General features: G+C 49.8%; 18 protein-coding genes. All 18 read right to left on the reverse strand.

Annotation, left to right across the window (positions count from 1 at the left end; all coding sequences use genetic code 11):
- Positions 1-2 precede the first annotated feature (2 nt).
- The 18 genes from AB4N82_RS01935 to hisC all read right to left on the reverse strand — a co-directional run bounded on the left by AB4N82_RS01935 (position 3) and on the right by hisC (position 19,469).
- Positions 3-1,418 (reverse strand): mannose-1-phosphate guanylyltransferase/mannose-6-phosphate isomerase, encoded by a 1,416-nt coding sequence (locus AB4N82_RS01935; RefSeq protein WP_460104259.1) that lies wholly within the window; start codon positions 1,416-1,418, stop codon positions 3-5.
- Between the two features lie 157 nt (positions 1,419-1,575).
- Entirely contained in the window at positions 1,576-2,553 is a 978-nt protein-coding gene (gene fcl, locus AB4N82_RS01940; protein WP_032888936.1) for a GDP-L-fucose synthase, read from the reverse strand.
- Between the two features lies 1 nt (position 2,554).
- Complete coding sequence (gene gmd / locus AB4N82_RS01945; RefSeq protein WP_032888934.1) at positions 2,555-3,679, reverse strand: GDP-mannose 4,6-dehydratase; 1,125 nt, start codon at positions 3,677-3,679, stop codon at positions 2,555-2,557.
- Between the two features lie 30 nt (positions 3,680-3,709).
- Positions 3,710-4,669: a GDP-mannose 4,6-dehydratase gene (locus AB4N82_RS01950; protein ID WP_032888932.1), complete on the reverse strand. Its 960-nt coding sequence runs from the start codon at positions 4,667-4,669 to the stop codon at positions 3,710-3,712.
- A 4-nt stretch (positions 4,670-4,673) separates the two neighbouring features.
- Positions 4,674-5,777, reverse strand: coding sequence for a glycosyltransferase family 4 protein (locus tag AB4N82_RS01955; RefSeq protein ID WP_122764953.1), 1,104 nt, complete (start codon positions 5,775-5,777; stop codon positions 4,674-4,676).
- A 114-nt stretch (positions 5,778-5,891) separates the two neighbouring features.
- Complete coding sequence (locus tag AB4N82_RS01960; protein ID WP_460104262.1) at positions 5,892-7,391, reverse strand: oligosaccharide flippase family protein; 1,500 nt, start codon at positions 7,389-7,391, stop codon at positions 5,892-5,894.
- A 427-nt stretch (positions 7,392-7,818) separates the two neighbouring features.
- Positions 7,819-8,244: a hypothetical protein gene (locus AB4N82_RS01965; protein WP_460105195.1), complete on the reverse strand. Its 426-nt coding sequence runs from the start codon at positions 8,242-8,244 to the stop codon at positions 7,819-7,821.
- Positions 8,138-8,791 carry an NAD-dependent epimerase/dehydratase family protein gene (locus AB4N82_RS01970; protein WP_460104264.1) on the reverse strand — a complete coding sequence of 218 codons (654 nt, stop codon included), beginning with the start codon at positions 8,789-8,791 and terminating at the stop codon, positions 8,138-8,140. The genes AB4N82_RS01965 and AB4N82_RS01970 overlap by 107 nt, the downstream gene beginning before the upstream one ends.
- Positions 8,784-9,839, reverse strand: coding sequence for a glycosyltransferase family 4 protein (locus AB4N82_RS01975; RefSeq protein ID WP_122764950.1), 1,056 nt, complete (start codon positions 9,837-9,839; stop codon positions 8,784-8,786). Before AB4N82_RS01975 ends, AB4N82_RS01970 begins: the two co-directional genes overlap by 8 nt.
- Positions 9,836-10,645: a glycosyltransferase family 2 protein gene (locus AB4N82_RS01980; protein WP_122764949.1), complete on the reverse strand. Its 810-nt coding sequence runs from the start codon at positions 10,643-10,645 to the stop codon at positions 9,836-9,838. Before AB4N82_RS01980 ends, AB4N82_RS01975 begins: the two co-directional genes overlap by 4 nt.
- Positions 10,646-10,866: 221 nt before the next feature.
- Positions 10,867-11,715, reverse strand: a complete 849-nt coding sequence (locus tag AB4N82_RS01985) for a hypothetical protein (protein WP_460104265.1) — start codon at positions 11,713-11,715, stop codon at positions 10,867-10,869.
- 772 nt (positions 11,716-12,487) lie between these two features.
- Positions 12,488-12,733: a lipopolysaccharide assembly protein LapA domain-containing protein gene (locus AB4N82_RS01990; RefSeq protein WP_032888920.1), complete on the reverse strand. Its 246-nt coding sequence runs from the start codon at positions 12,731-12,733 to the stop codon at positions 12,488-12,490.
- A gap of 32 nt (positions 12,734-12,765) precedes the next feature.
- The gene (gene ihfB / locus AB4N82_RS01995; RefSeq protein ID WP_032888918.1) at positions 12,766-13,062 is read right to left on the reverse strand and encodes an integration host factor subunit beta; all 297 of its coding nucleotides are present in this window, start codon (positions 13,060-13,062) and stop codon (positions 12,766-12,768) included.
- A gap of 132 nt (positions 13,063-13,194) precedes the next feature.
- A complete protein-coding gene (locus tag AB4N82_RS02000; RefSeq protein ID WP_122764947.1) occupies positions 13,195-13,479 on the reverse strand; it encodes a hypothetical protein in 285 nt (94 codons plus the stop codon).
- A gap of 146 nt (positions 13,480-13,625) precedes the next feature.
- Positions 13,626-15,311, reverse strand: a complete 1,686-nt coding sequence (gene rpsA, locus AB4N82_RS02005; protein ID WP_027604177.1) for a 30S ribosomal protein S1 — start codon at positions 15,309-15,311, stop codon at positions 13,626-13,628.
- Between the two features lie 120 nt (positions 15,312-15,431).
- Positions 15,432-16,121 (reverse strand): (d)CMP kinase, encoded by a 690-nt coding sequence (gene cmk / locus AB4N82_RS02010; RefSeq protein ID WP_003172653.1) that lies wholly within the window; start codon positions 16,119-16,121, stop codon positions 15,432-15,434.
- Positions 16,118-18,328 carry a bifunctional prephenate dehydrogenase/3-phosphoshikimate 1-carboxyvinyltransferase gene (locus AB4N82_RS02015; RefSeq protein ID WP_460105108.1) on the reverse strand — a complete coding sequence of 737 codons (2,211 nt, stop codon included), beginning with the start codon at positions 18,326-18,328 and terminating at the stop codon, positions 16,118-16,120. The genes cmk and AB4N82_RS02015 overlap by 4 nt, the downstream gene beginning before the upstream one ends.
- A gap of 28 nt (positions 18,329-18,356) precedes the next feature.
- Entirely contained in the window at positions 18,357-19,469 is a 1,113-nt protein-coding gene (hisC, locus tag AB4N82_RS02020; protein WP_099601431.1) for a histidinol-phosphate transaminase, read from the reverse strand.
- Positions 19,470-19,478: the final 9 nt, after the last annotated feature.

Below are 19,478 nucleotides of genomic sequence, written 5' to 3' on the forward strand. Positions count from 1 at the left end.
CATCAACCCTTTACACGGCCGTAAACATCTTCAAACCGGACAATATCATCCTCTCCCAAGTAAGATCCCGACTGAACCTCAATCAGTTCTAGCGGAATGATTCCAGGGTTCTCCAGTGCATGAATCTGTCCAATAGGAATAAATGTAGATTGGTTCTCGGTAACGAGATACGTCTTATCACCATTAGTCACGCGGGCAGTACCACTGACAACCACCCAGTGCTCCGCGCGGTGATGGTGCATCTGCACTGAGAGCTTCTCGCCTGGTTTTACGGTAATTCTTTTGACCTGATAGCGCTCGCCACTATCAATAGAGTCGTAAAAACCCCAAGGGCGATAGACCTCGCGATGGTCGGTATGCTCGTGGCGTTTGCCCGCCTTGAGTTGATCAACGATCTTCTTAACTTCCTGAACTTGATCTTTGTGTGCAACGAGGACTGCGTCCTTGGTCTCCACGATAATCAGGTCGTTTACACCAACAGTGGTGACCAAACGATGTGTGGCATGAACGTAGCTGCCGGAGGTTTTCTCAGACAACACGTCACCTTTGAACAGATTACCGTCTGCATTTTTCTCGCCTGCCTCCCAAAGAGCAGACCAGGACCCGATATCACTCCAGCCGGCATCTAAAGGAACCATGACGGCGTCTGAAGTCTTCTCCATCACTGCGTAGTCAATGGAGACATCAGGGCTGGTCGCGAAAATGGCACTGTCGACCCGAGTAAAATGCATATCTTGTTGCCCACCCGCCAAGGCTTCCCGACATACCGATACAATTTCCGGTTGAAATTTTTCCAACTCCTGAATATAGCGACTGGCTCTAAACATGAACATGCCGCTATTCCAGAAGTAATCGCCCTGAGCGAGGTAGGACTGAGCTGTAACCAAGTCAGGTTTTTCAACGAAACGACTGACCTTGAACCCTCCCGATCCAACAGGCGCACCCAGCTGAAGATAGCCATACCCCGTCTCAGGGGACGTAGGCGTAATGGCGAAGGTGACCAACTTGCCAGACTCCGCCAGCGCAAGCGCCGTAGCGATGCTGCTCTGGAACGCTTCGACATCTTGAATCAAGTGATCAGCCGCCAAGACGAGCATGATTGGATCATCATGCTCAGCGAGTGCCTGCAGGGCTGCCAGTGTAATAGCTGGGGCAGTGTTGCGGCCTACCGGTTCAAGGATGATGTTCGCGTCGTCCAGACCCAACTGCCGAAGTTGTTCGGCAGCCAGAAAGCGATGATGTTCGTTGCAAATCAATCGCGGCGCCCCATGCTCAAGCCCATCAAGGCGCTTGATAGTGGCCTGGAGCATCGTCATATCGGCATCCACCAAGGGGAGAAACTGCTTGGGGTTCAACTGACGGGAGAGTGGCCATAGCCGGGTACCTGAGCCACCCGCCATGATTACTGGAAGAAACATTCAAACATCCTTAAGGCCGAGATCGACGCCGCAACATAAGCGCGCTCACTAATAGCCACTAAAAGTGGACCAGGTCAACGCCTGAAACCTAAACTTTACGGTGCCGGCGCCATTTGAAAAAATGCGCAAGCCGACGAGCCACCCCAAGCAACAAAGGCTAGCGCGAGCGAGCGTGCAAGGCGTTCTCGGAGAACCAGGCGTATGCGTCGCGAAGCCCCTCTTCGAGGCTGATGCTCGCACGCCACCCCAATCGCTCAAGACGCGAAACATCCATCAGTTTCCTTGGCGGCCCGTCTGGCTTTGTGCTGTCAAAGCTTAGGCGCCCCTTGAACCCAGTAACCTTCGCGATGGTTTGAGCCAGTTCGCGAATGGTGCAGTCTTCGCCCGTACCTACGTTGATATGAGAAAGCATCGGTTGGGTATAGGCGCCATACTGGTTCTGATCCAACTCCATGACGTGGACCGACGCACTGGCCATATCATCCACATGCAGGAATTCACGCATCGGCGAACCACTACCCCATATAACAACCTCTTCAACGCCTTCTTCGACGGCATCGTGAAAGCGACGCAAGAGTGCGGGTATTACATGGGAGTTCTGCGGGTGAAAGTTGTCATTAGGACCGTACAAGTTAGTAGGCATAGCACTGCGATAATCGCGTCCATATTGGCGATTATAACTCTCACATAGCTTGATCCCGGCAATCTTCGCAATGGCATAAGGCTCATTGGTAGGCTCAAGCGTTCCCGTCAAGAGCGCCTCTTCAGGCATCGGTTGCTTGACGTTAATGGGATAAATACACGACGAACCGAGGAATAGCATTTTTTGTACGTCGTGCTGATGCGCAGCATGGATGACGTTTGCCTGCATCATAAGGTTTTCGTAGATAAACTCAGCCGGGTAGGTGTTGTTCGCATGAATGCCACCCACCTTGGCAGCGGCCATATAGACTTGCTCTATCTTGGTCTCAGCAAAAAAATTCATTACCGCAAGCTGGTCCAACAGATTCAATTGAGCCCTGTCGCGGGTCACAATATTGGTGTAACCCAACGCTCGCAGGCGTCGAACAATGGCCGAACCTACCATCCCCTTGTGGCCAGCAACAAAAACACATTCGCTCAATTGACGTGACATATTAATTCTCCAACGACACCGGCAAATCGTAACCATGATTCTTCAGCAGCGCGTGACGCTGGGCGACTTTCAAGTCTTCGCGAACCATTTCAGCACACATCTCCTGGGCGGTAATTTCTGGCACCCAACCCAGCTTTGTTTTCGCTTTGGTAGGGTCGCCAAGCAGCGTTTCAACTTCAGCGGGGCGGAAATAGCGCGGGTCGACACTAACCAGTACATCTCCGACTTTCAGCGCAGGTGCCTTGTCGCCAACAATAGATTCCACGATGCCCCGCTCATCTACGCCAGTGCCCTCAAAACGCAAGGTCAGTCCCAGTTCAGCGGCAGACCAGCGAATGAACTCACGCACCGAGTACTGAACGCCGGTTGCGATAACAAAATCTTCGGGAACATCTTGTTGCAGCATCATCCATTGCATACGAACATAGTCTTTCGCGTGACCCCAATCGCGAAGCGCATCCATGTTGCCCATGTAGAGACACTGCTCAAGTCCCTGAGCAATATTTGCCAAGCCACGAGTGATTTTACGGGTCACGAAAGTCTCACCACGTCGTGGCGACTCGTGATTGAAAAGAATCCCGTTACATGCGTGCATGCCATAGGCTTCGCGGTAATTAACCACGATCCAGTAGGCATAAAGTTTGGCAACGGCGTACGGCGACCGTGGATAAAAAGGGGTGGTTTCCTTTTGTGGGGTCTCTTGTACCAAGCCATAGAGTTCAGAGGTGGAGGCTTGGTAGAAACGGGTTTTTTTCTCAAGCCCAAGCAAACGAATGGCCTCAAGAATTCGCAGCGTACCCATCGCATCGACATCAGCAGTGTATTCCGGCGACTCAAAGCTCACAGCCACATGTGACTGTGCTCCCAGATTGTAAACCTCGTCGGGCTGAACTTCCTGAATAATACGGGTCAGGTTCGACGAGTCAGTAAGGTCCCCGTAATGCAAGATAAAACGCTGATTATCAACATGCGGATCCTGATAGATATGATCAACACGCTGCGTATTGAAGGACGATGCGCGTCGTTTGATGCCGTGAACTTCATAGCCTTTTTCCAGCAAAAGTTCAGCCAAGTACGAGCCATCTTGGCCAGTGATCCCAGTAATTAACGCTTTTTTCAGGGTCATATCTACGTCCTAAAATTCTTAGATTTACTATTAAATCGCATTTAACATGCTGGTAATGACATCAGGCATCGTCGACTGGGCTTTCCACCCCAAGACCTGCTCGGCCTTAGCGGGGCAAGCTCGACTGACCAATAGATCAGTAGGCCTGAAAAATTCAGTGGATTGATCGACATAAGCCTTCCAATCGAGGCCCAACTGTGTAAACGCCTCAGCAACAAAGGTTTCAAGCGTATGGGTTTGACCCGTGGCTATCACAAAATCGCTCGGCTCATCACACTGCAGCATCCTCCACATCGCATCGACATACTCTGAGGCGGCCCCCCAATCTCGAGCGATATCCAGGCGTCCAAGAGTTAATCGCTCATCAGAGCCAGCAGCAATTCGTTTCGCTGTCGTTACAATTTTTTGTGTTACAAATCTAGAGGGGCGCAATGGAGATTCGTGATTAAACAAGATCCCTGTACAGGCGAAGAGATTATAAGCTTCACGATAGTTATCGACCAACCAGAACGCCGAAGACTTAGCCACTGCATAAGGGCTACGAGGGTGGAACGCCATCCCCTCAGCGGCGGGCTCACCGTTGGTATCCCCAAAACACTCACTTGATCCTGCTTGATAAAAGCGAATCGGACGCTCTGTCATCCGGCAGGCCTCAAGCATATTGAGCGTACCCAAGGTAATACTCTGGATCGTTTCGGCGGGCTGCTCAAAAGACAAACCAACCGACGACTGCCCCGCCAGATAATAGACTTCATCAGGCTGACTGCGCTTGAGAGCCATGAAAACGCTTCGAAAGTCTTCAGGTACCATCGACAGCAGTTTCACCTGAGGAAAGATATCCAGTCGCTTGAGATTGACGAATGAAGATCCCTGCGCATCCCGAGAAGTACCCCAGACGGTATAGCCCTTGCTAAGCAACAGCCTCGCGAGATAAGCACCATCCTGGCCGCTCACACCGCAAATCAGGGCGGTTTTTTCTGAGTATTCCAAAGTATTACCTTTGTAATGAATTATAGATCGATAGTGTTTCCTGGCCACACCGCTGCCATGAGAAATGGTTTAAGCGCTCAAGACCGAGCCCCACCAACCTCGCAACTTCGCTGTCAGAGTAAACCACTCTCTCTATCGCCACAGCCATTTCGTCATCATTACCGGGGTCAAAAAAAGCCCCCGCATTGCCGATGATCTCAGGCATGGAACTGGTGCTGCTGCTGACAACAGGACAAGAGTGCGCCATTGCCTCTAAAGGTGGAAGACCGAAGCCCTCATAAACAGAAGGATAAACAAAGGCCTTTGCACCCTCATAGAGCTGCCCCAGCAACGCATCATCACCGCCGATCTGCCGCACCTGACCCGCACTAAAACCAAGACTTTGCATCAACGCCTGTTCGTCTTGAGAAAACTCTCCGCCGCCAAAAGCGACAATATCAAAATCGGACTTTAATCGCTTGGAGCGTGCTACGGCACGGAGCAATCCGGCGAAATTTTTGTAAGCGTAGCGTGCGCCAACATACAGCAAATAGGGCCTGGGCAAATCGCAATATTTTTTATCCGAAACTTTTTTAAATTGCTCAAAGCCTAAATGAACGACTGACAACTTACTCTCGGGGACTGCAAACAACCGCATAAGGTCCTGACGTGTGCTTTCCGAAATGCAAATAACGTGATCAGCACGCTCGACAGCCTGCTGCTTGAGCGCGGTCGTTTTATCTTGAGATGAAAAGCTTTCGGGATACAATTCATGGATCATATCGTAAACCGTTAGTACGACCGGGCACTTCTCCGAGACAAAACTTGGGCGGCGACTGTAATAGGTCTCATGCACTATCTGAGGCTGCCAACGACTCATTTCCGACCGCCCTTTAAGGCGGTTGTAAGCGAGTATCAGCCGAGCCGTATGAGGCGGGTATTTTTCCATCCAGCGGCCACGAACAATTCCCTCGGGTAACTCCTTCAGATAGGCATTGCGATGAAGAGGTGAGAAAATACCCACATCATTACTCGCGCCAACCATCTGCTCGGCGATACGAGCAAAATAACGAGAGATACCCCCATAATTTTGCAATGAGAATATTTGGTGATCGAACGCAACTCGCATATATCTGTTCCCGAAAGAAAACAAAGCCCAATCTGTTTAAAATCGAGCTTGCATTGCATTAAATTTCGAACGACTACTTATCAAAGTAAGCCTATCATTTATGTAAAACCTATATCACACCGAATTTCGCCAAGTTATCTTTCGAATATCAAGACTAAAAACAAACAAACGAAGTGCCACTGCAATATAAGTTATCCCTAGCGACAACAACATCACAACGGGATTATCGATAGCGAGTAGATCAAAAACGCATTTAAAAAAATAGAGTAGCGAAACCGAAATAACCAACGGAATAAAAATGGCGTCTATGTACCAGGTCTTCGCAGGTTTAATATTTAACTTCTTAAAGACAATCGGAGGACAGAAGGTAAAAAAACCGATATTCAATAATAGCCAAGGCCAAGCACTGCCCGCCAAGCCATAAGAGGCAGCCAAATAATACGTTAATGGAACCACAAGAACGGCAGCTATAAAGTTTTGCCAGACGCTGAAACGCGTCCATCCGTGAGCTAATTGCAATGCATAAGGCATATTCATGAATGAATGAATCATGGTGCCGAGAACCAGTATCATCAAGGGCCCACTCGCCGCAGCGCCAATATGTTGATCCTGCGTCCATAACGAAAGCACCTGATGACTGTAAAATGCAATCCATACAGAAAACGGTATTACCAACATCGACAGTATTTGACTCGCCCTAATATAATAGCCAAATGCCTCTACGGCACTACCAGAAGCAACAGATGCCACTATCTTCGGGTAATAAGCATTGAAAACTGGAGATATAAGCCTGAAAGCGATCGTACCCAGCGTCCAAGCTAGCATGTAATAACCAAAATCTGTTAATGACAACGTCTTTGACAAAACTATCTTATCCGCTTGCATCAGTAGAAACGCAAGTGCATTCGTCGCCCCTACTCCCACTGCAAAACCTCGAAGGCGGCGAAGCGTATCAAGAGAGAAAGAAATAGAATCCGTCCAGCCTGCCAACTCGCGAATGAGTTGAATACGCAAAATAAAAACAGTCAAAAGATTTATTACGCACTGCCAAATAAAAAACCATTCAACCGTTGGAGAAACCAGCCACAAGACCAACACCGTTCCACCCGAACGGAAAGTCGCAAAGATGGAAGTTGCAATATTTAATTCAACCTGCTTTTGAAGACCTGTAAGAGCACCGTAGTAAAATGCTATAGGAAACTGAAGAACAAGCGCCCCACCCATTACTCTTAACGATTGAGTCACAGAATCCAGCTTATCAGGACTTATATCCAACCAATAATTGGAAATCAGCGGCGCTAACAATATCACCACCGCACCAGCAGTGAGTGCAATACCCCAAAAAACCCACTCAACACTTCTCAACAATAGAATAACTTTTTTCTTTTCCAGCGACGAAGCCGACTCATAAACAGAGGCCTCTTTAGTTGCCACAGCACCAAATCCGCCATCAAGCATCGACATAGCAGAAGATAGAATGACGAAAAAGCCTATTAACCCGTAACCCTCAATACCAATAAACTTAAGATACAAGGGTACGAAACAGATACCCATAAGAGCAGCCCAACCCTGCCCCAAAAAATTTGCCGCTACATTTTTAAGAACGCTATTCATGCGGCATAACCCTTTAACACATAAATCTTACTTCAAAAAAACTCATCCTAGAAACCATTCGATTATATTTACTGATAAATAATGGCTCTAGAAATACAAGTATATAGTCAACGCTGGCTCTGAAAGCCTCTACCCATGAACGCTTACAAGAAGCTACTAGGTCCGACAGCGGGATTCAAGACCGCCACGAACACATCTTCAGCAACACCAATAACTTTAGCATGATCTTGACACACTGAAAAGACTTGAGAAATTACAGATTTGAAATTCAAGGGCTCTCCGGCGCAAGCACAGTAAAGTTTCGTTATTCGACGATCAAACCAGCCCATACTCAGGCGCTGGATAAAGACGCTATAAACATTCAGAAAACCAAAAACATGAACGAATCTTAGAACGTAACCCAACGCAATATCGGCCAGCTAAGTTATTAATTGGCCGAGGAATTCTTTAGCCATGACAGCGTCTTTTTAATACCTTCCTGCTTATCCACAACAGGATAAGAATTTGACTTCTCGGCTGGAGAACAATCGACGACATTATCAGTTGTCATATTCTTCAGACGAAAACTAGTAAACGGAAATCTCAATCCTACTGAGTTACAAACGTCACCAATCAACGCCAAGAAATAGAAAAAAAACATCGGTGCTTTAACTGGACGTCTAACGCCTGCAAGCGATGCGATACTCAAACTCCATTCATCTACATTCAAAGGCTTTGCATCACCTATGTAATAATATTCGACCGTATTATTTGGCTGCTGAGAAATTGAAATCATCTGATTTACGCAATTCTCGACATACCCATACGTCTTTGTACTTGATTTTTTTTCCAATTCTAATATATCGACCAGCAAGCACTATGTCGAAGAAGTTACGGTACGGCTCTCCGAACCAAGGCCCCCAAATAGATGTAGGCCTTACAATAGAACATCTAGGGATGCGATCGATCCATTTCTTGACAATGCACTCCCCTTGGACCTTACTCTTCCCATAAACTGTAGTTGGAGAAACATCTTCTATTGACGATGGTATGTGACCTGCTTTACAAACCAACATACTGGAAGCGAAGACTGCATGCTTAACGTAGTCCACCGAAGACAGTACCGAGCACAAGTTCTCGACACCTACAATGTTTTCGGGATAATCGTCCAAACTTTTGCCCCGGAGATCTGTACGTGCTGCGAGGTGAAAGACATAATCCGGCTTAAACGAATCAAAAGCCTCTCTGACACTATCCACATCGCAAATATCGCAGCAGAGATGAACATCAAGGTTATCTAGATTTCTGGGCTGAGCCACATCCAAACTTATAACCTTATACCCTAATATCTTTAACCGACACACCAAGTTAGTCCCTATAAAACCGGACCCACCTGTAACTAGAACTTTGACATTAGCCACGCATTAGCTCCTCATAAACTTCAAGATAGTTCGATGCCATTGTAAAAGAACTATATTTTTCACAAGCAACACTCAGAACAACCGAGCCTTTTGACTCTTCGGCCAAACTTTGCACAACCGCAGCATTAAGACCGACAATATCGTCTAGTTCAAAAAAAGAAACCGCATCCTCATCAAAAAGCTCGCGAAAGATTGGAATATCAGAGCACACTATTTTCTTTGAGTGGAGAGCCGCTTCAATCAGAGCAAGCCCAAAGCCTTCAGAACGAGAAGGCATCGCAAATATATCAAAAAAAACATTGCACTGATGTGCATAGGGGATTGATGAAATAAAAACACAGCGACTATCGACGCCTAGAGAAACACTAAGATCCTGTAAGATATTTTTCTCTGGACCGTCACCAATAACCACAAGCCCCAGCCTAGTATTAAGAGCCAACAATCTCACTAACTGATCGACACCTTTTGTTGCGGTGAGCACACAGTACGTACCTAATAAAAAATCAACCTTGTTTTTCAGCTTATTTATCTCAGCGGCACACCAATCTTCGATCAATTCATAATTAACAACGATATCCCTGCCATTGTAAACCCTGGAGAGTTTTTTATTATATGAAAACTTGGAGTAATACTGCATAGAATGGTCACTTAACACGACAAGGCGGTCATGCCTCGTCCAGCACACATTCCAAACGAAACTAAACACAACAGAAACAAGTTTATTGTAATGAAAATAAAGTTCCTTCTCTACGTAATTATGCAGCGTACTCACATAACGAACACTCGAAAAGAATGATTTATTTTTAAATACAAATGCATCAGCCCTCAAGAGATGGGAATGAACTATGTCATAACCCGAAAAATCAAATTTTTTATAAAAACTCACTCGCTCGAATCTTGCGCCTTCCAAAAAACCTATATCGACACGCTCGTCAAAATAAAGAACGGTGACATCGTGCCCACGACGAAGCATCTGCTCGCACAATTGCAAGGCTACTAGAATAGGGGCCTTATTGACGATTGCAGGAACCACATAGCAGATTTTCATTTCTTCACAATCCCACCATAAATGGACAGCAGTTTCATTACTCCACGATCACCCAAAACACAGCTCATCAAAAAAATAACCAACCGTTTTATGAAAATTCCGTCAACTAGATACAACGGAGTTAATGCCAACTCTTTTCGAAGCCTAAAATTTTCACGAATGATCGACATCATCAAGCTTGGCTTATTACTGAGCCCTCCCACTCGGTGGGACACGATAGAGAAAGGATAGAACCCTGCATCGCTACCGACGAGAGCGCGTAAAATAAAATGATAGTCACCTATTACCTTATAATTCTCATTAAACCCGCCGATTTTCTCAAACAAGGATACATGATGAAAACAACCAGGATGACGAATGGTCATCCTCTTGGATAAATCATTTTTTGCCTCACTCCAAGCAACTCCAACCTCATCAATCAAGCCGCCAGATTGATCGACGAGTATATTTCTACCGTAAACCAACCTCAAATCCTGCCGATCCGCGGCGTCAAGATATTCAAGCACGGAGGATAACGCGGACGGAGAGCTGAAATAGTCATCACTGCCCATAAACACTATCCATTCAGCATTCACCTGCTTCAATGCTTTATTCCAGGCGCTATATACTCCAGAGTCTTTTTCACTGGAGAATCGGACGAAGTCATATTCACTTAAAATCGCCAGCGTATCGTCAGTGCTACCGCCATCCTGAACATACAAATCTACATCTTCAAAATCTTGCGCTTGAATGCTATCTAAACATTCGCGCAGCGTACGCCCACTATTATAAGTAGCAATAACAATCCCGATTTTAGCCTTAGCCATTACTACTCGCCCCAATTAATGTGTGCCGATTGCGCCGGAAGCCTTAACTCGCAACGCAACAGCTTGACAGTACACCCGATCATAAAAACCAGTTATTATCATAAAAAAGACAAAATGGTATTTATAAAAATACATAACATTACCAAACGAGCCAACTACTACAAATGCTATTAAAAAAGCCCTCGCCACTGGGTCTTTGTTTCTTCGGTAGCTGTAGAGAATCAATGCCAGAAAAAAACAACACCTAAAACCCCCGCCTCTAGTGCAGCACTTAGTAAAAAATTATGTGCTGGATAATTTATCCCGGAGTAAGCGAATATCACTTGGCGCTCTGTACCAATTCCATATCCATATGGATTATCAATAAATGCTTGTAATGCAGTGCTATATAGGGCTTCTCGTGTCGGGTCAAATTCAGCAAAATTTAAACTATAACTCGCTATTAAACCACCAGCTGCCAAGCACACAAAAAACAAATACGCTATTTTTAGTTTTGAAAAACAAAGAAAGACGGATGCTATTAAAATGGCAAGCAGGTCCCCCTTGGACAAAAGCATTATCGAAGGCAACAGCATAATAGCAGAAAGCAATATGTATACTTTATTTCTAGTTACCTGGAACTTTAACAAGTTCAGATAGATCGACAATAGCAAAATCGTACCGACAGTGTTTATGTGCACACTCAAAAATGTGTTTTCACCATTAAAAAAGTCTTTGTAGTACTGTTGATTACCAAACAGCAGATCAAAAGAATAGCCAGATATAAAAATGAGATAGAAGACTATACATAAGGCGAAGACTGGTCCCCAACTGGCAATACCGTTAAGCATCTTCACCCTTTCGCCGTCAGACATAATTGACATAACAACAATGATTAGCACGATTTGAAGCAGGCGAAAGTAAACCTGATAATTAGTAACGAGACCACTATCCAATATAGCCAGCGTGCCATATGCAAAGTATAGAAATATTAAACCACAATACACCAATGGCCTAAACGCTATACGCCGAGTACAAAACAAAATAACAAAAATAAAAACAAGCAAAATCTCATCAAACTTATAGTTCACGCTACCAACGCTTAAAATCTTCAATGGGAAGACAATTAAGACACCGAGCATATAACATAGGTATTTCACACAGGCCTGCCGTGAATCGGTAAGTACGTAAATGTATGGATTTCATACATCATTGAATGAATCAATAGCAGCCCAGTGTAGTATTCAGCTATTATTCTCATAATCCATTTGCAGACAGCATTGACCCACCTACTGATCAAATCTGAATTACCTAGCTCTGATAGGTTTTTCATGATACTTAGCACACCAAGTTTTAGCACTGGGTCTTGAAGATTCGACGTTGAGCGCTAGTCATTACTACGCCTTGCCACTCAACTCTACTCAGTGACGCAACAGCGACATAACAGCCACCCACGAGTGACCTCAAGGTGCAGGGCCTTAATTTCAACATCCTCGGCAGTGATTCGTTCGTTACCTGAGAAATGCCAACCCGATAAAATTGAGAACTGTACAGATAAAATAACTAGCGCCAGGTCCGATATCACTGAGAAGGCCATTTATTATAGTGCAAAACCTTTTATTCAACACAGAGCAACTACATTCGTAAAAGCTCTGAACTTACTGTAAGAATTATCTGAGCGGCTATGGCGAAAATTACGGCAGTGCACCGTACGCAATAGGAACAAGGAAAGGCAAGAGTGCGTAAAATTTCTTGATAACGAACCCATTCAAACCAATTAACAAGCAGCTATTTCCAATGGATTAAGCTCAGGATCAGCGAAGACGTCAGCCACATCCCGAAGGATGCTCCGCCCCCCGCCCTTCATAAGCGCTTGGCCGTACCAAGGTCACGCGGCGCAGCGCTTCGCTTAAACAGGCCTAAGAATGGACCGATTAACATGCCGATAATCAACGCAAATACAACAAACACGGCTACTGGGGCCTCACCGGTAGACCAACCAAAGAATGAGAGCACAACAGCCTGCTGATTTTCCAAAACAAACCCAACGACTGCAAAGGTAATGACCATTAAGACCACACCTAAAAGAATCCGTAATATTCTAGCCATAGCGTTCGCCTCCATAACAATAGATAGCCGAGTCAGACGCCGTCTTCCTCGTCTTCATTCACCCTATCCCTCAACTCCTTGCCCGGCTTGAAGTGAGGCACGAATTTCCCATCAAGGCTGACTGACTGGCCCGTCTTTGGATTACGACCTACACGAGGCGCACGATAGTGCAGCGAAAAGCTCCCGAACCCACGAATCTCAATACGATCCCCAGTGGCCAGGCACTGAGACATTTGCTCAAGCATGGTCTTGATAGCCAACTCAACATCTTTGGACGAGAGCAGCCCTTGGTGGGTGACAATTCGTTCGATCAACTCCGACTTCGTCATATTTTTCCCTTCTTTTTCAAGCAGCTAGGAAAAGCGCTTCGAAGGTTTTAGCATGACTTGATGAATTTGAACAGCCCATGTTTCAACTTATCTCCTGGCTGAATAAACATAAGTATCGAACAAGTAACGCGCCTAATTGCAGATCACAAGCATCGTGCGGGTGACAGCTCCAGCCGGGTTCAAGCCGAAAAAATAGTCGCCCTCTTCGTCCTTGGCGTCGCTTGACCGGGTGATAACCTTGTAGCCCTGCATCTTGCATTCACGAGCGGCGCGCTGTTCGCACTTATCCCAATCATTACCAAGGCCAGAGCAATCCACCTCAATGCCGCTGACACCGCGCCTGACGTGAGTTTTAGCGCTAGTGACAGAGCAGCCGACAAGCATTACCAATGCGAGCATCACGACAAGCTTGTTCATTGAGATCCTTATTCCGGGCGAGCTTTTTTCAAGGCTATAGTGACTCTGACACTGAGCCGCGCGCCTTGGTTCTCGTTTGTTAAATCAACAAATTCCAGGCACAAAAAAGGGCGACCGAAGTCGCCCTTTTTATAGCGTTACAGAACTTAGTTCTGCTTAGCCATTGCTTCGCGCAGCAGGGAGGCCATAGTGGTCTCGCCGGTTGCAGCTTCCGGAGCCGATTTCAGGCTCTGGATTGCTTCTTTCTCTTCCACTTCATCTTTCGACTTGATGGAGAGTTGGATCACGCGGCTCTTGCGATCAACGCTGATGATCTTGGCTTCTACTTCCTGGCCTTCTTTCAGAACGTTGCGCGCGTCTTCAACGCGGTCACGGCTGATTTCGGAGGCTTTCAGAGTCGCTTCGATATCGTCGGCCAGAACGATGATGGCGCCTTTGGCGTCAACTTCTTTCACAGTGCCTTTAACGATTGCGCCTTTGTCGTTCTCTTGAACGTACTCGGAGAACGGATCGCTTTCCAGTTGCTTGATACCCAGGGAGATACGCTCGCGCTCTGGGTCAACCGACAGGATAACGGTGTCCAGCTCGTCGCCCTTCTTGAAACGACGAACAGCTTCTTCGCCAACTTCGTTCCAGGAGATGTCGGACAGGTGAACCAGGCCGTCGATGCCGCCGTCCAGACCAATGAAGATACCGAAATCGGTGATCGACTTGATGGTGCCGGAGATTTTATCGCCCTTGTTGAACTGGCCAGAGAAATCTTCCCATGGGTTAGATTTGCACTGCTTGATGCCCAGGGAGATACGACGACGCTCTTCGTCGATGTCCAGAACCATAACTTCCACTTCGTCGCCGACTTGTACGACTTTCGAAGGATGGATGTTCTTGTTGGTCCAGTCCATTTCGGAAACGTGTACCAGGCCTTCCACGCCTTCTTCCAGCTCAGCGAAGCAGCCGTAGTCGGTCAGGTTGGTAACACGCGCGGTAACGCGAGTGCTTTCTGGGTAGCGAGCTTTGATAGCAACCCATGGATCTTCGCCCAGCTGCTTCAAGCCCAGGGAAACGCGGTTACGCTCACGATCGTATTTCAGAACCTTTACATCGATCTCGTCGCCAACGTTGACGATTTCGGAAGGATGCTTGATACGCTTCCAAGCCATATCGGTAATGTGCAGCAGGCCATCGACGCCACCCAGATCGACGAATGCGCCGTAATCGGTGAGGTTTTTGACGATACCTTTGACTTGTTGGCCTTCCTGCAGGGATTCCAGCAGAGCTTCACGCTCGGCGGAGTTCTCTGCTTCCAGAACGCTGCGACGGGAAACGACAACGTTGTTGCGTTTCTGGTCGAGTTTGATGACCTTGAATTCGAGTTCTTTGCCTTCCAGGTGCGTGGTGTCGCGCACAGGACGAACGTCGACCAAAGAACCTGGCAGGAACGCACGGATGCCGTTAACGTCGACAGTGAAGCCGCCTTTAACCTTACCGTTGATAACGCCCTTGACCACTTCTTCAGCTGCGAAGGCTGCTTCGAGAACAATCCAGCATTCAGCGCGCTTGGCTTTTTCACGGGACAGCTTGGTTTCACCGAAACCGTCTTCAACCGAGTCCAGAGCAACGTGAACTTCGTCACCGACATTGATTGTCAGATCGCCAGCATCGTTGTAGAACTGTTCCAGCGGGATCAGAGCTTCAGACTTCAGACCAGCGTGAACGGTTACCCAGCGAGCTTGGTAATCGATATCAACGATAACACCGGTGATGATGGAGCCTGCCTGAAGGTTCAGGGTTTTTAGGCTTTCTTCAAAGAGTTCCGCAAAGCTTTCGCTCATTTTAATTCCTGTTGATAAGGGCGAAGAATACGCCCATCTCCACACCCCAGACGGCGTGGGTCAGTTTCAGTTAAAAGAAGCCACCGCAGGACTATGACTGGTCCCCTGCGGCCTTCTTGATCACCCGGCGATATCGCGAATGGCGATTTCACTCAAGATGCGTTCCAGCACCTGCTCGATGGACAACTCCGTGGAATCCAACTGTATGGCATCAGCCGCCGGCTTTAGCGGGGCTACTGCACGCTGGGTATCACGCTCATCGCGTGCACGGATCTCATCTAGCAGACTCGACAGACTAACACCATCGACTTTGCCCTTCAACTGCAAGTAGCGGCGGCGAGCTCGTTCCTCGGCGCTGGCCGTCAGGAAAATCTTCAGCGGTGCCTCGGGAAACACCACGGTACCCATATCGCGACCATCGGCCACAAGGCCCGGCGGCTCCTGAAAAGCCCGCTGACGCTGCAGTAACGCGTCACGCACAGCTGGGAGCGCGGCAACCTGGGATGCCCAGGAACCGACTTGCTCGTTGCGCAAATCATCCGTCACATCATCCCCTTCCAGGATGATGCGCTGGGGATGACCTTCCGTCGCCCCGACGAACTGCACATCTAGGTGCGCCGCCAGCAGCTTCAGGGACTCTTCATTGGTCAGGTCTACGCCATGGTTGCGTGCGGCAAACGCCAGCAACCGGTACAGCGCGCCGGAATCCAGCAGACACCAACCCAGGCGCTTGGCCAGGATGCCGGCGATGGTGCCTTTGCCCGAGCCGCTTGGCCCGTCGATGGTAATCACCGGTGCTTTGATATTCACAATTGAGCCTCTTGGGCAACACGGATGCCGACTTGGGCACACAGTGTAAGAAAATTCGGAAAGGACGTAGCAACATTGGCGCAGTCGCGGATACGGATCGGCGCAGTCGCCCGCAGGGACGCTACGCTGAACGCCATGGCAATCCGGTGATCGCCATGGGCATGGACTTCACCACCGCCCATCAGGCCACCGTCAATGATAATCCCATCAGGGGTAGCTTCACACTTCACGCCTAGCGTGAGCAGACCGTCGGCCATCACCTGGATACGGTCGGACTCCTTCACGCGCAAATCCTGAGCCCCACGCAGAACGGTCCGACCTTCAGCGCAGGCCGCCGCAATAAACAACACCGGAAACTCATCGATGGCCAACGGCACGAGCGCTTCCGGGATCTCGATACCCTTCAGAACCGCAGCACGCACACGCAGGTCTGCGACAGGTTCTCCACCGACTTCGCGCTGGTGCTCCAGGCTGATATCTGCCCCCATCAGCCGCAGGATATCAATCACCCCGGTACGGGTAGGGTTGATGCCGACATGTTCCAGCAATAACTCGGAACCCTCGGCAATCGACGCAGCCACCATAAAAAACGCCGCCGAGGAAATATCCCCCGGCACCTCAATACGGGTAGCAGTCAGCGTATGACCCGACTCAACCGCTGCGGTAGCACCCTGCACCCTCACGGGATAGCCAAAACCGCGCAACATGCGCTCGGTATGATCGCGAGTAGGTGCTGGCTCGGTCACTGCGGTCTTGCCTTTGGCGTATAGCCCGGCCAGCAACAAACAGGATTTGACCTGGGCGCTGGCCATCGGCAACACATAGTCCAAACCTTTGAGCGACTGCCCACCACGAATGGTCAGCGGCGGACGTCCTTGCGGCCCGGTTTCGATCACTGCGCCCATCTCCCGCAGCGGCTTGGCCACGCGGCTCATTGGGCGCTTGGACAACGACGCATCGCCAGTCAACACGCTGTCAAAGCTTTGCGCTGCCAGCATGCCGGACAACAGCCGCATGGACGTGCCCGAGTTCCCCAGGTAAATCGGCCCCGGCGCCGGCTTCAAGCCATTCAAGCCCACGCCATGAATGGTCACGCGCCCATGGTGCGGACCTTCAATGACCACTCCCATGTCACGAAACGCCTGCAAGGTCGCCAGAGCATCTTCGCCCTCAAGGAAGCCTTCGACCTCGGTCACGCCGTCGGCCAATGAGCCCAACATGATTGACCGATGAGAAATCGACTTATCGCCCGGCACACGGATGCGTCCGCTCAGGCGGCCACCCGGGTTGGCGACAAAGGTCAACTCGTCGGCGCTCACAGCGGTTTCCACATAGGCCCGGCGCGCCAGGATCTTGCTGAAATGCTCACGCGCCACCCGCGCACGGGTGAACACGCCCAACAATTGATGACCATCACCCGCATCCACTGCATCGCGCAGGGCGTCGAGATCACTGCGGAAAGTGTCCAGAGTACGCAACACCGCTTCGCGATTGGCGAGAAAGATGTCGTGCCACATCACCGGGTCGCTGCCGGCAATTCGCGTGAAATCGCGGAAACCACCGGCTGCGTAGCGGAAAATATCCAAGTTCTCATTGCGCTTGGCCAAAGAGTCCACCAGACCAAATGCCAGCAAATGCGGTAAATGACTGGTTGCCGCTAGCACTTCGTCATGGCGCTCGACTTGCATATGCTCGACGTCCGCCCCCAACTCACGCCACAGACGATCCACCACCGCCAACGCAGCGGGATCGGTTTGCTCCGACGGCGTCAGGATCACTTTATGCCGACGGAACAACTGCGCATTGGACGCCTCCACCCCGCTCTGCTCGGAACCTGCAATCGGGTGGCCCGGTACGAAGCGCGCGGGCATCCCGCCAAATGCAAGTTGCGCCGCGCGCACCACATTGCCTTTGGCACTGCCGACATCCGTGAGAATCGCCTGCCCCAAGTCCATACCCGCCAACAACGCCAGCAACTTCTCCATGGCCAGGATCGGTACCGCTAGCTGGATCACATCCGCGCCATGACACGCGAGCGCCAGGTCCGCTTCACAGCGATCCACCACGCCCAGCTCAACCGCTAGCTTGCGCGATTGAGGGTCCAGGTCGACGCCGACCACTTCACCGCATAGCCCACTTTCACGCAGGCCTTTGGCGAAGGAGCCGCCGATCAACCCCAGGCCGACCACCACCAGGCGACCGATCATAGGCACAGCAGGTTGCAATGCAGTGACATCAACCACGAGCCAGAACCTTGGCCAGCGCTTCCAGGAAGCGGCTGTTTTCAGCCGGCAAGCCGATGGTGATGCGCAGGTGGTTGGGCATGCCGTAGTTAGCCACCGGACGCACGATCACACCTTCGCGCAACAGACCCTGGAAAACAGGCGCGGCCACTTGGCCGAGGTCGACGCAAATAAAGTTGCCCTTGGACGGAATCCAGCCCAGGCCCAACTCACGCAAGCCTTCCTGCAACTGCAGCATGCCGTTTTCGTTGATGCGCCGACCTTCTTCCAGGTACTCGGCATCCTTCACCGCCGCACAAGCCGCCGCCAAGGCGAGGCTGTTGACGTTGAACGGTTGGCGTACTCGGTTCAGCACATCAGCTACCACCGCCGTGGACAGACCATAGCCAACCCGCAGCGAAGCAAGGCCGTAAGCCTTGGAGAAAGTGCGCGACACCAGCAGGTTCGGATACGCCGCCAGGAAATCCAGGCCGTCCGGCAGGTCGCTGCCTTCTGCGTATTCGATGTAGGCCTCGTCCAGCACGACCAGCACGTGCTCGGGCACATCCTGCAGGAATTCGTTGAGCGCCTGCTCATCGAACCAGGTACCCGTCGGGTTATTCGGATTGGCGATGAACACGACGCGGGTCTGGGCGTCGATTGCTGCCAGCATTGCTGGCAAGTCATGCCCCCAATCCTTGGCAGGAATCACGCGCGCGTCAGCACCGACGGCCTGAGTGACAATCGGGTAAACCGCGAACGCATGTTCACTGAACACCGCATTCAGGCCTGGCGCCAAGTAAGCGCGACCGACCAGCTCAAGGATGTCATTGGAGCCGTTACCCAGGGTCACTTGGTTCAGATCGACCCGGCACTTTTCCGCCAACAACGACTTCAGGGCGAAGCCGTTGCCATCCGGGTAACGGGTCAGCTCGGTCAGTTCCTCACGAATCGCCGCCAGCACTTTGGGGCTAGGGCCCAGCGGGTTCTCGTTGCTCGCCAGCTTGACGATCTTCGACGGATCCAGGTTCAACTCACGCGCCAGCTCGTCCACAGGCTTGCCCGGAACGTAAGGCGACAGTTGTTGCACGCCCGGCTGAGCCAGGGCGAGGAAGTTGCCACTCATGTTAACGCC

It is taken from the genome of Pseudomonas sp. H1_D04 (genome assembly GCF_054683855.1).

Bases quoted from the DNA above. Each gene is read 5' to 3' on its own strand.
- gmd (WP_032888934.1), bottom strand. From the start codon at position 3,679: ATGACCCTGAAAAAAGCGTTAATTACTGGGATCACTGGCCAAGATGGC.
- AB4N82_RS01980 (WP_122764949.1), bottom strand. From the start codon at position 10,645: ATGGCTAAGGCTAAAATCGGGATTGTTATTGCTACTTATAATAGTGGG.
- AB4N82_RS01935 (WP_460104259.1), bottom strand. From the start codon at position 1,418: ATGTTTCTTCCAGTAATCATGGCGGGTGGCTCAGGTACCCGGCTATGG.
- AB4N82_RS02000 (WP_122764947.1), bottom strand. From the start codon at position 13,479: ATGAACAAGCTTGTCGTGATGCTCGCATTGGTAATGCTTGTCGGCTGC.
- AB4N82_RS02015 (WP_460105108.1), bottom strand. From the start codon at position 18,328: ATGATCGGTCGCCTGGTGGTGGTCGGCCTGGGGTTGATCGGCGGCTCC.
- fcl (WP_032888936.1), bottom strand. From the start codon at position 2,553: ATGTCACGTCAATTGAGCGAATGTGTTTTTGTTGCTGGCCACAAGGGG.
- AB4N82_RS01960 (WP_460104262.1), bottom strand. From the start codon at position 7,391: ATGAATAGCGTTCTTAAAAATGTAGCGGCAAATTTTTTGGGGCAGGGT.
- AB4N82_RS01990 (WP_032888920.1), bottom strand. From the start codon at position 12,733: ATGGCTAGAATATTACGGATTCTTTTAGGTGTGGTCTTAATGGTCATT.
- AB4N82_RS01975 (WP_122764950.1), bottom strand. From the start codon at position 9,839: ATGAAAATCTGCTATGTGGTTCCTGCAATCGTCAATAAGGCCCCTATT.
- ihfB (WP_032888918.1), bottom strand. From the start codon at position 13,062: ATGACGAAGTCGGAGTTGATCGAACGAATTGTCACCCACCAAGGGCTG.
- hisC (WP_099601431.1), bottom strand. From the start codon at position 19,469: ATGAGTGGCAACTTCCTCGCCCTGGCTCAGCCGGGCGTGCAACAACTG.
- rpsA (WP_027604177.1), bottom strand. From the start codon at position 15,311: ATGAGCGAAAGCTTTGCGGAACTCTTTGAAGAAAGCCTAAAAACCCTG.
- AB4N82_RS01955 (WP_122764953.1), bottom strand. From the start codon at position 5,777: ATGCGAGTTGCGTTCGATCACCAAATATTCTCATTGCAAAATTATGGG.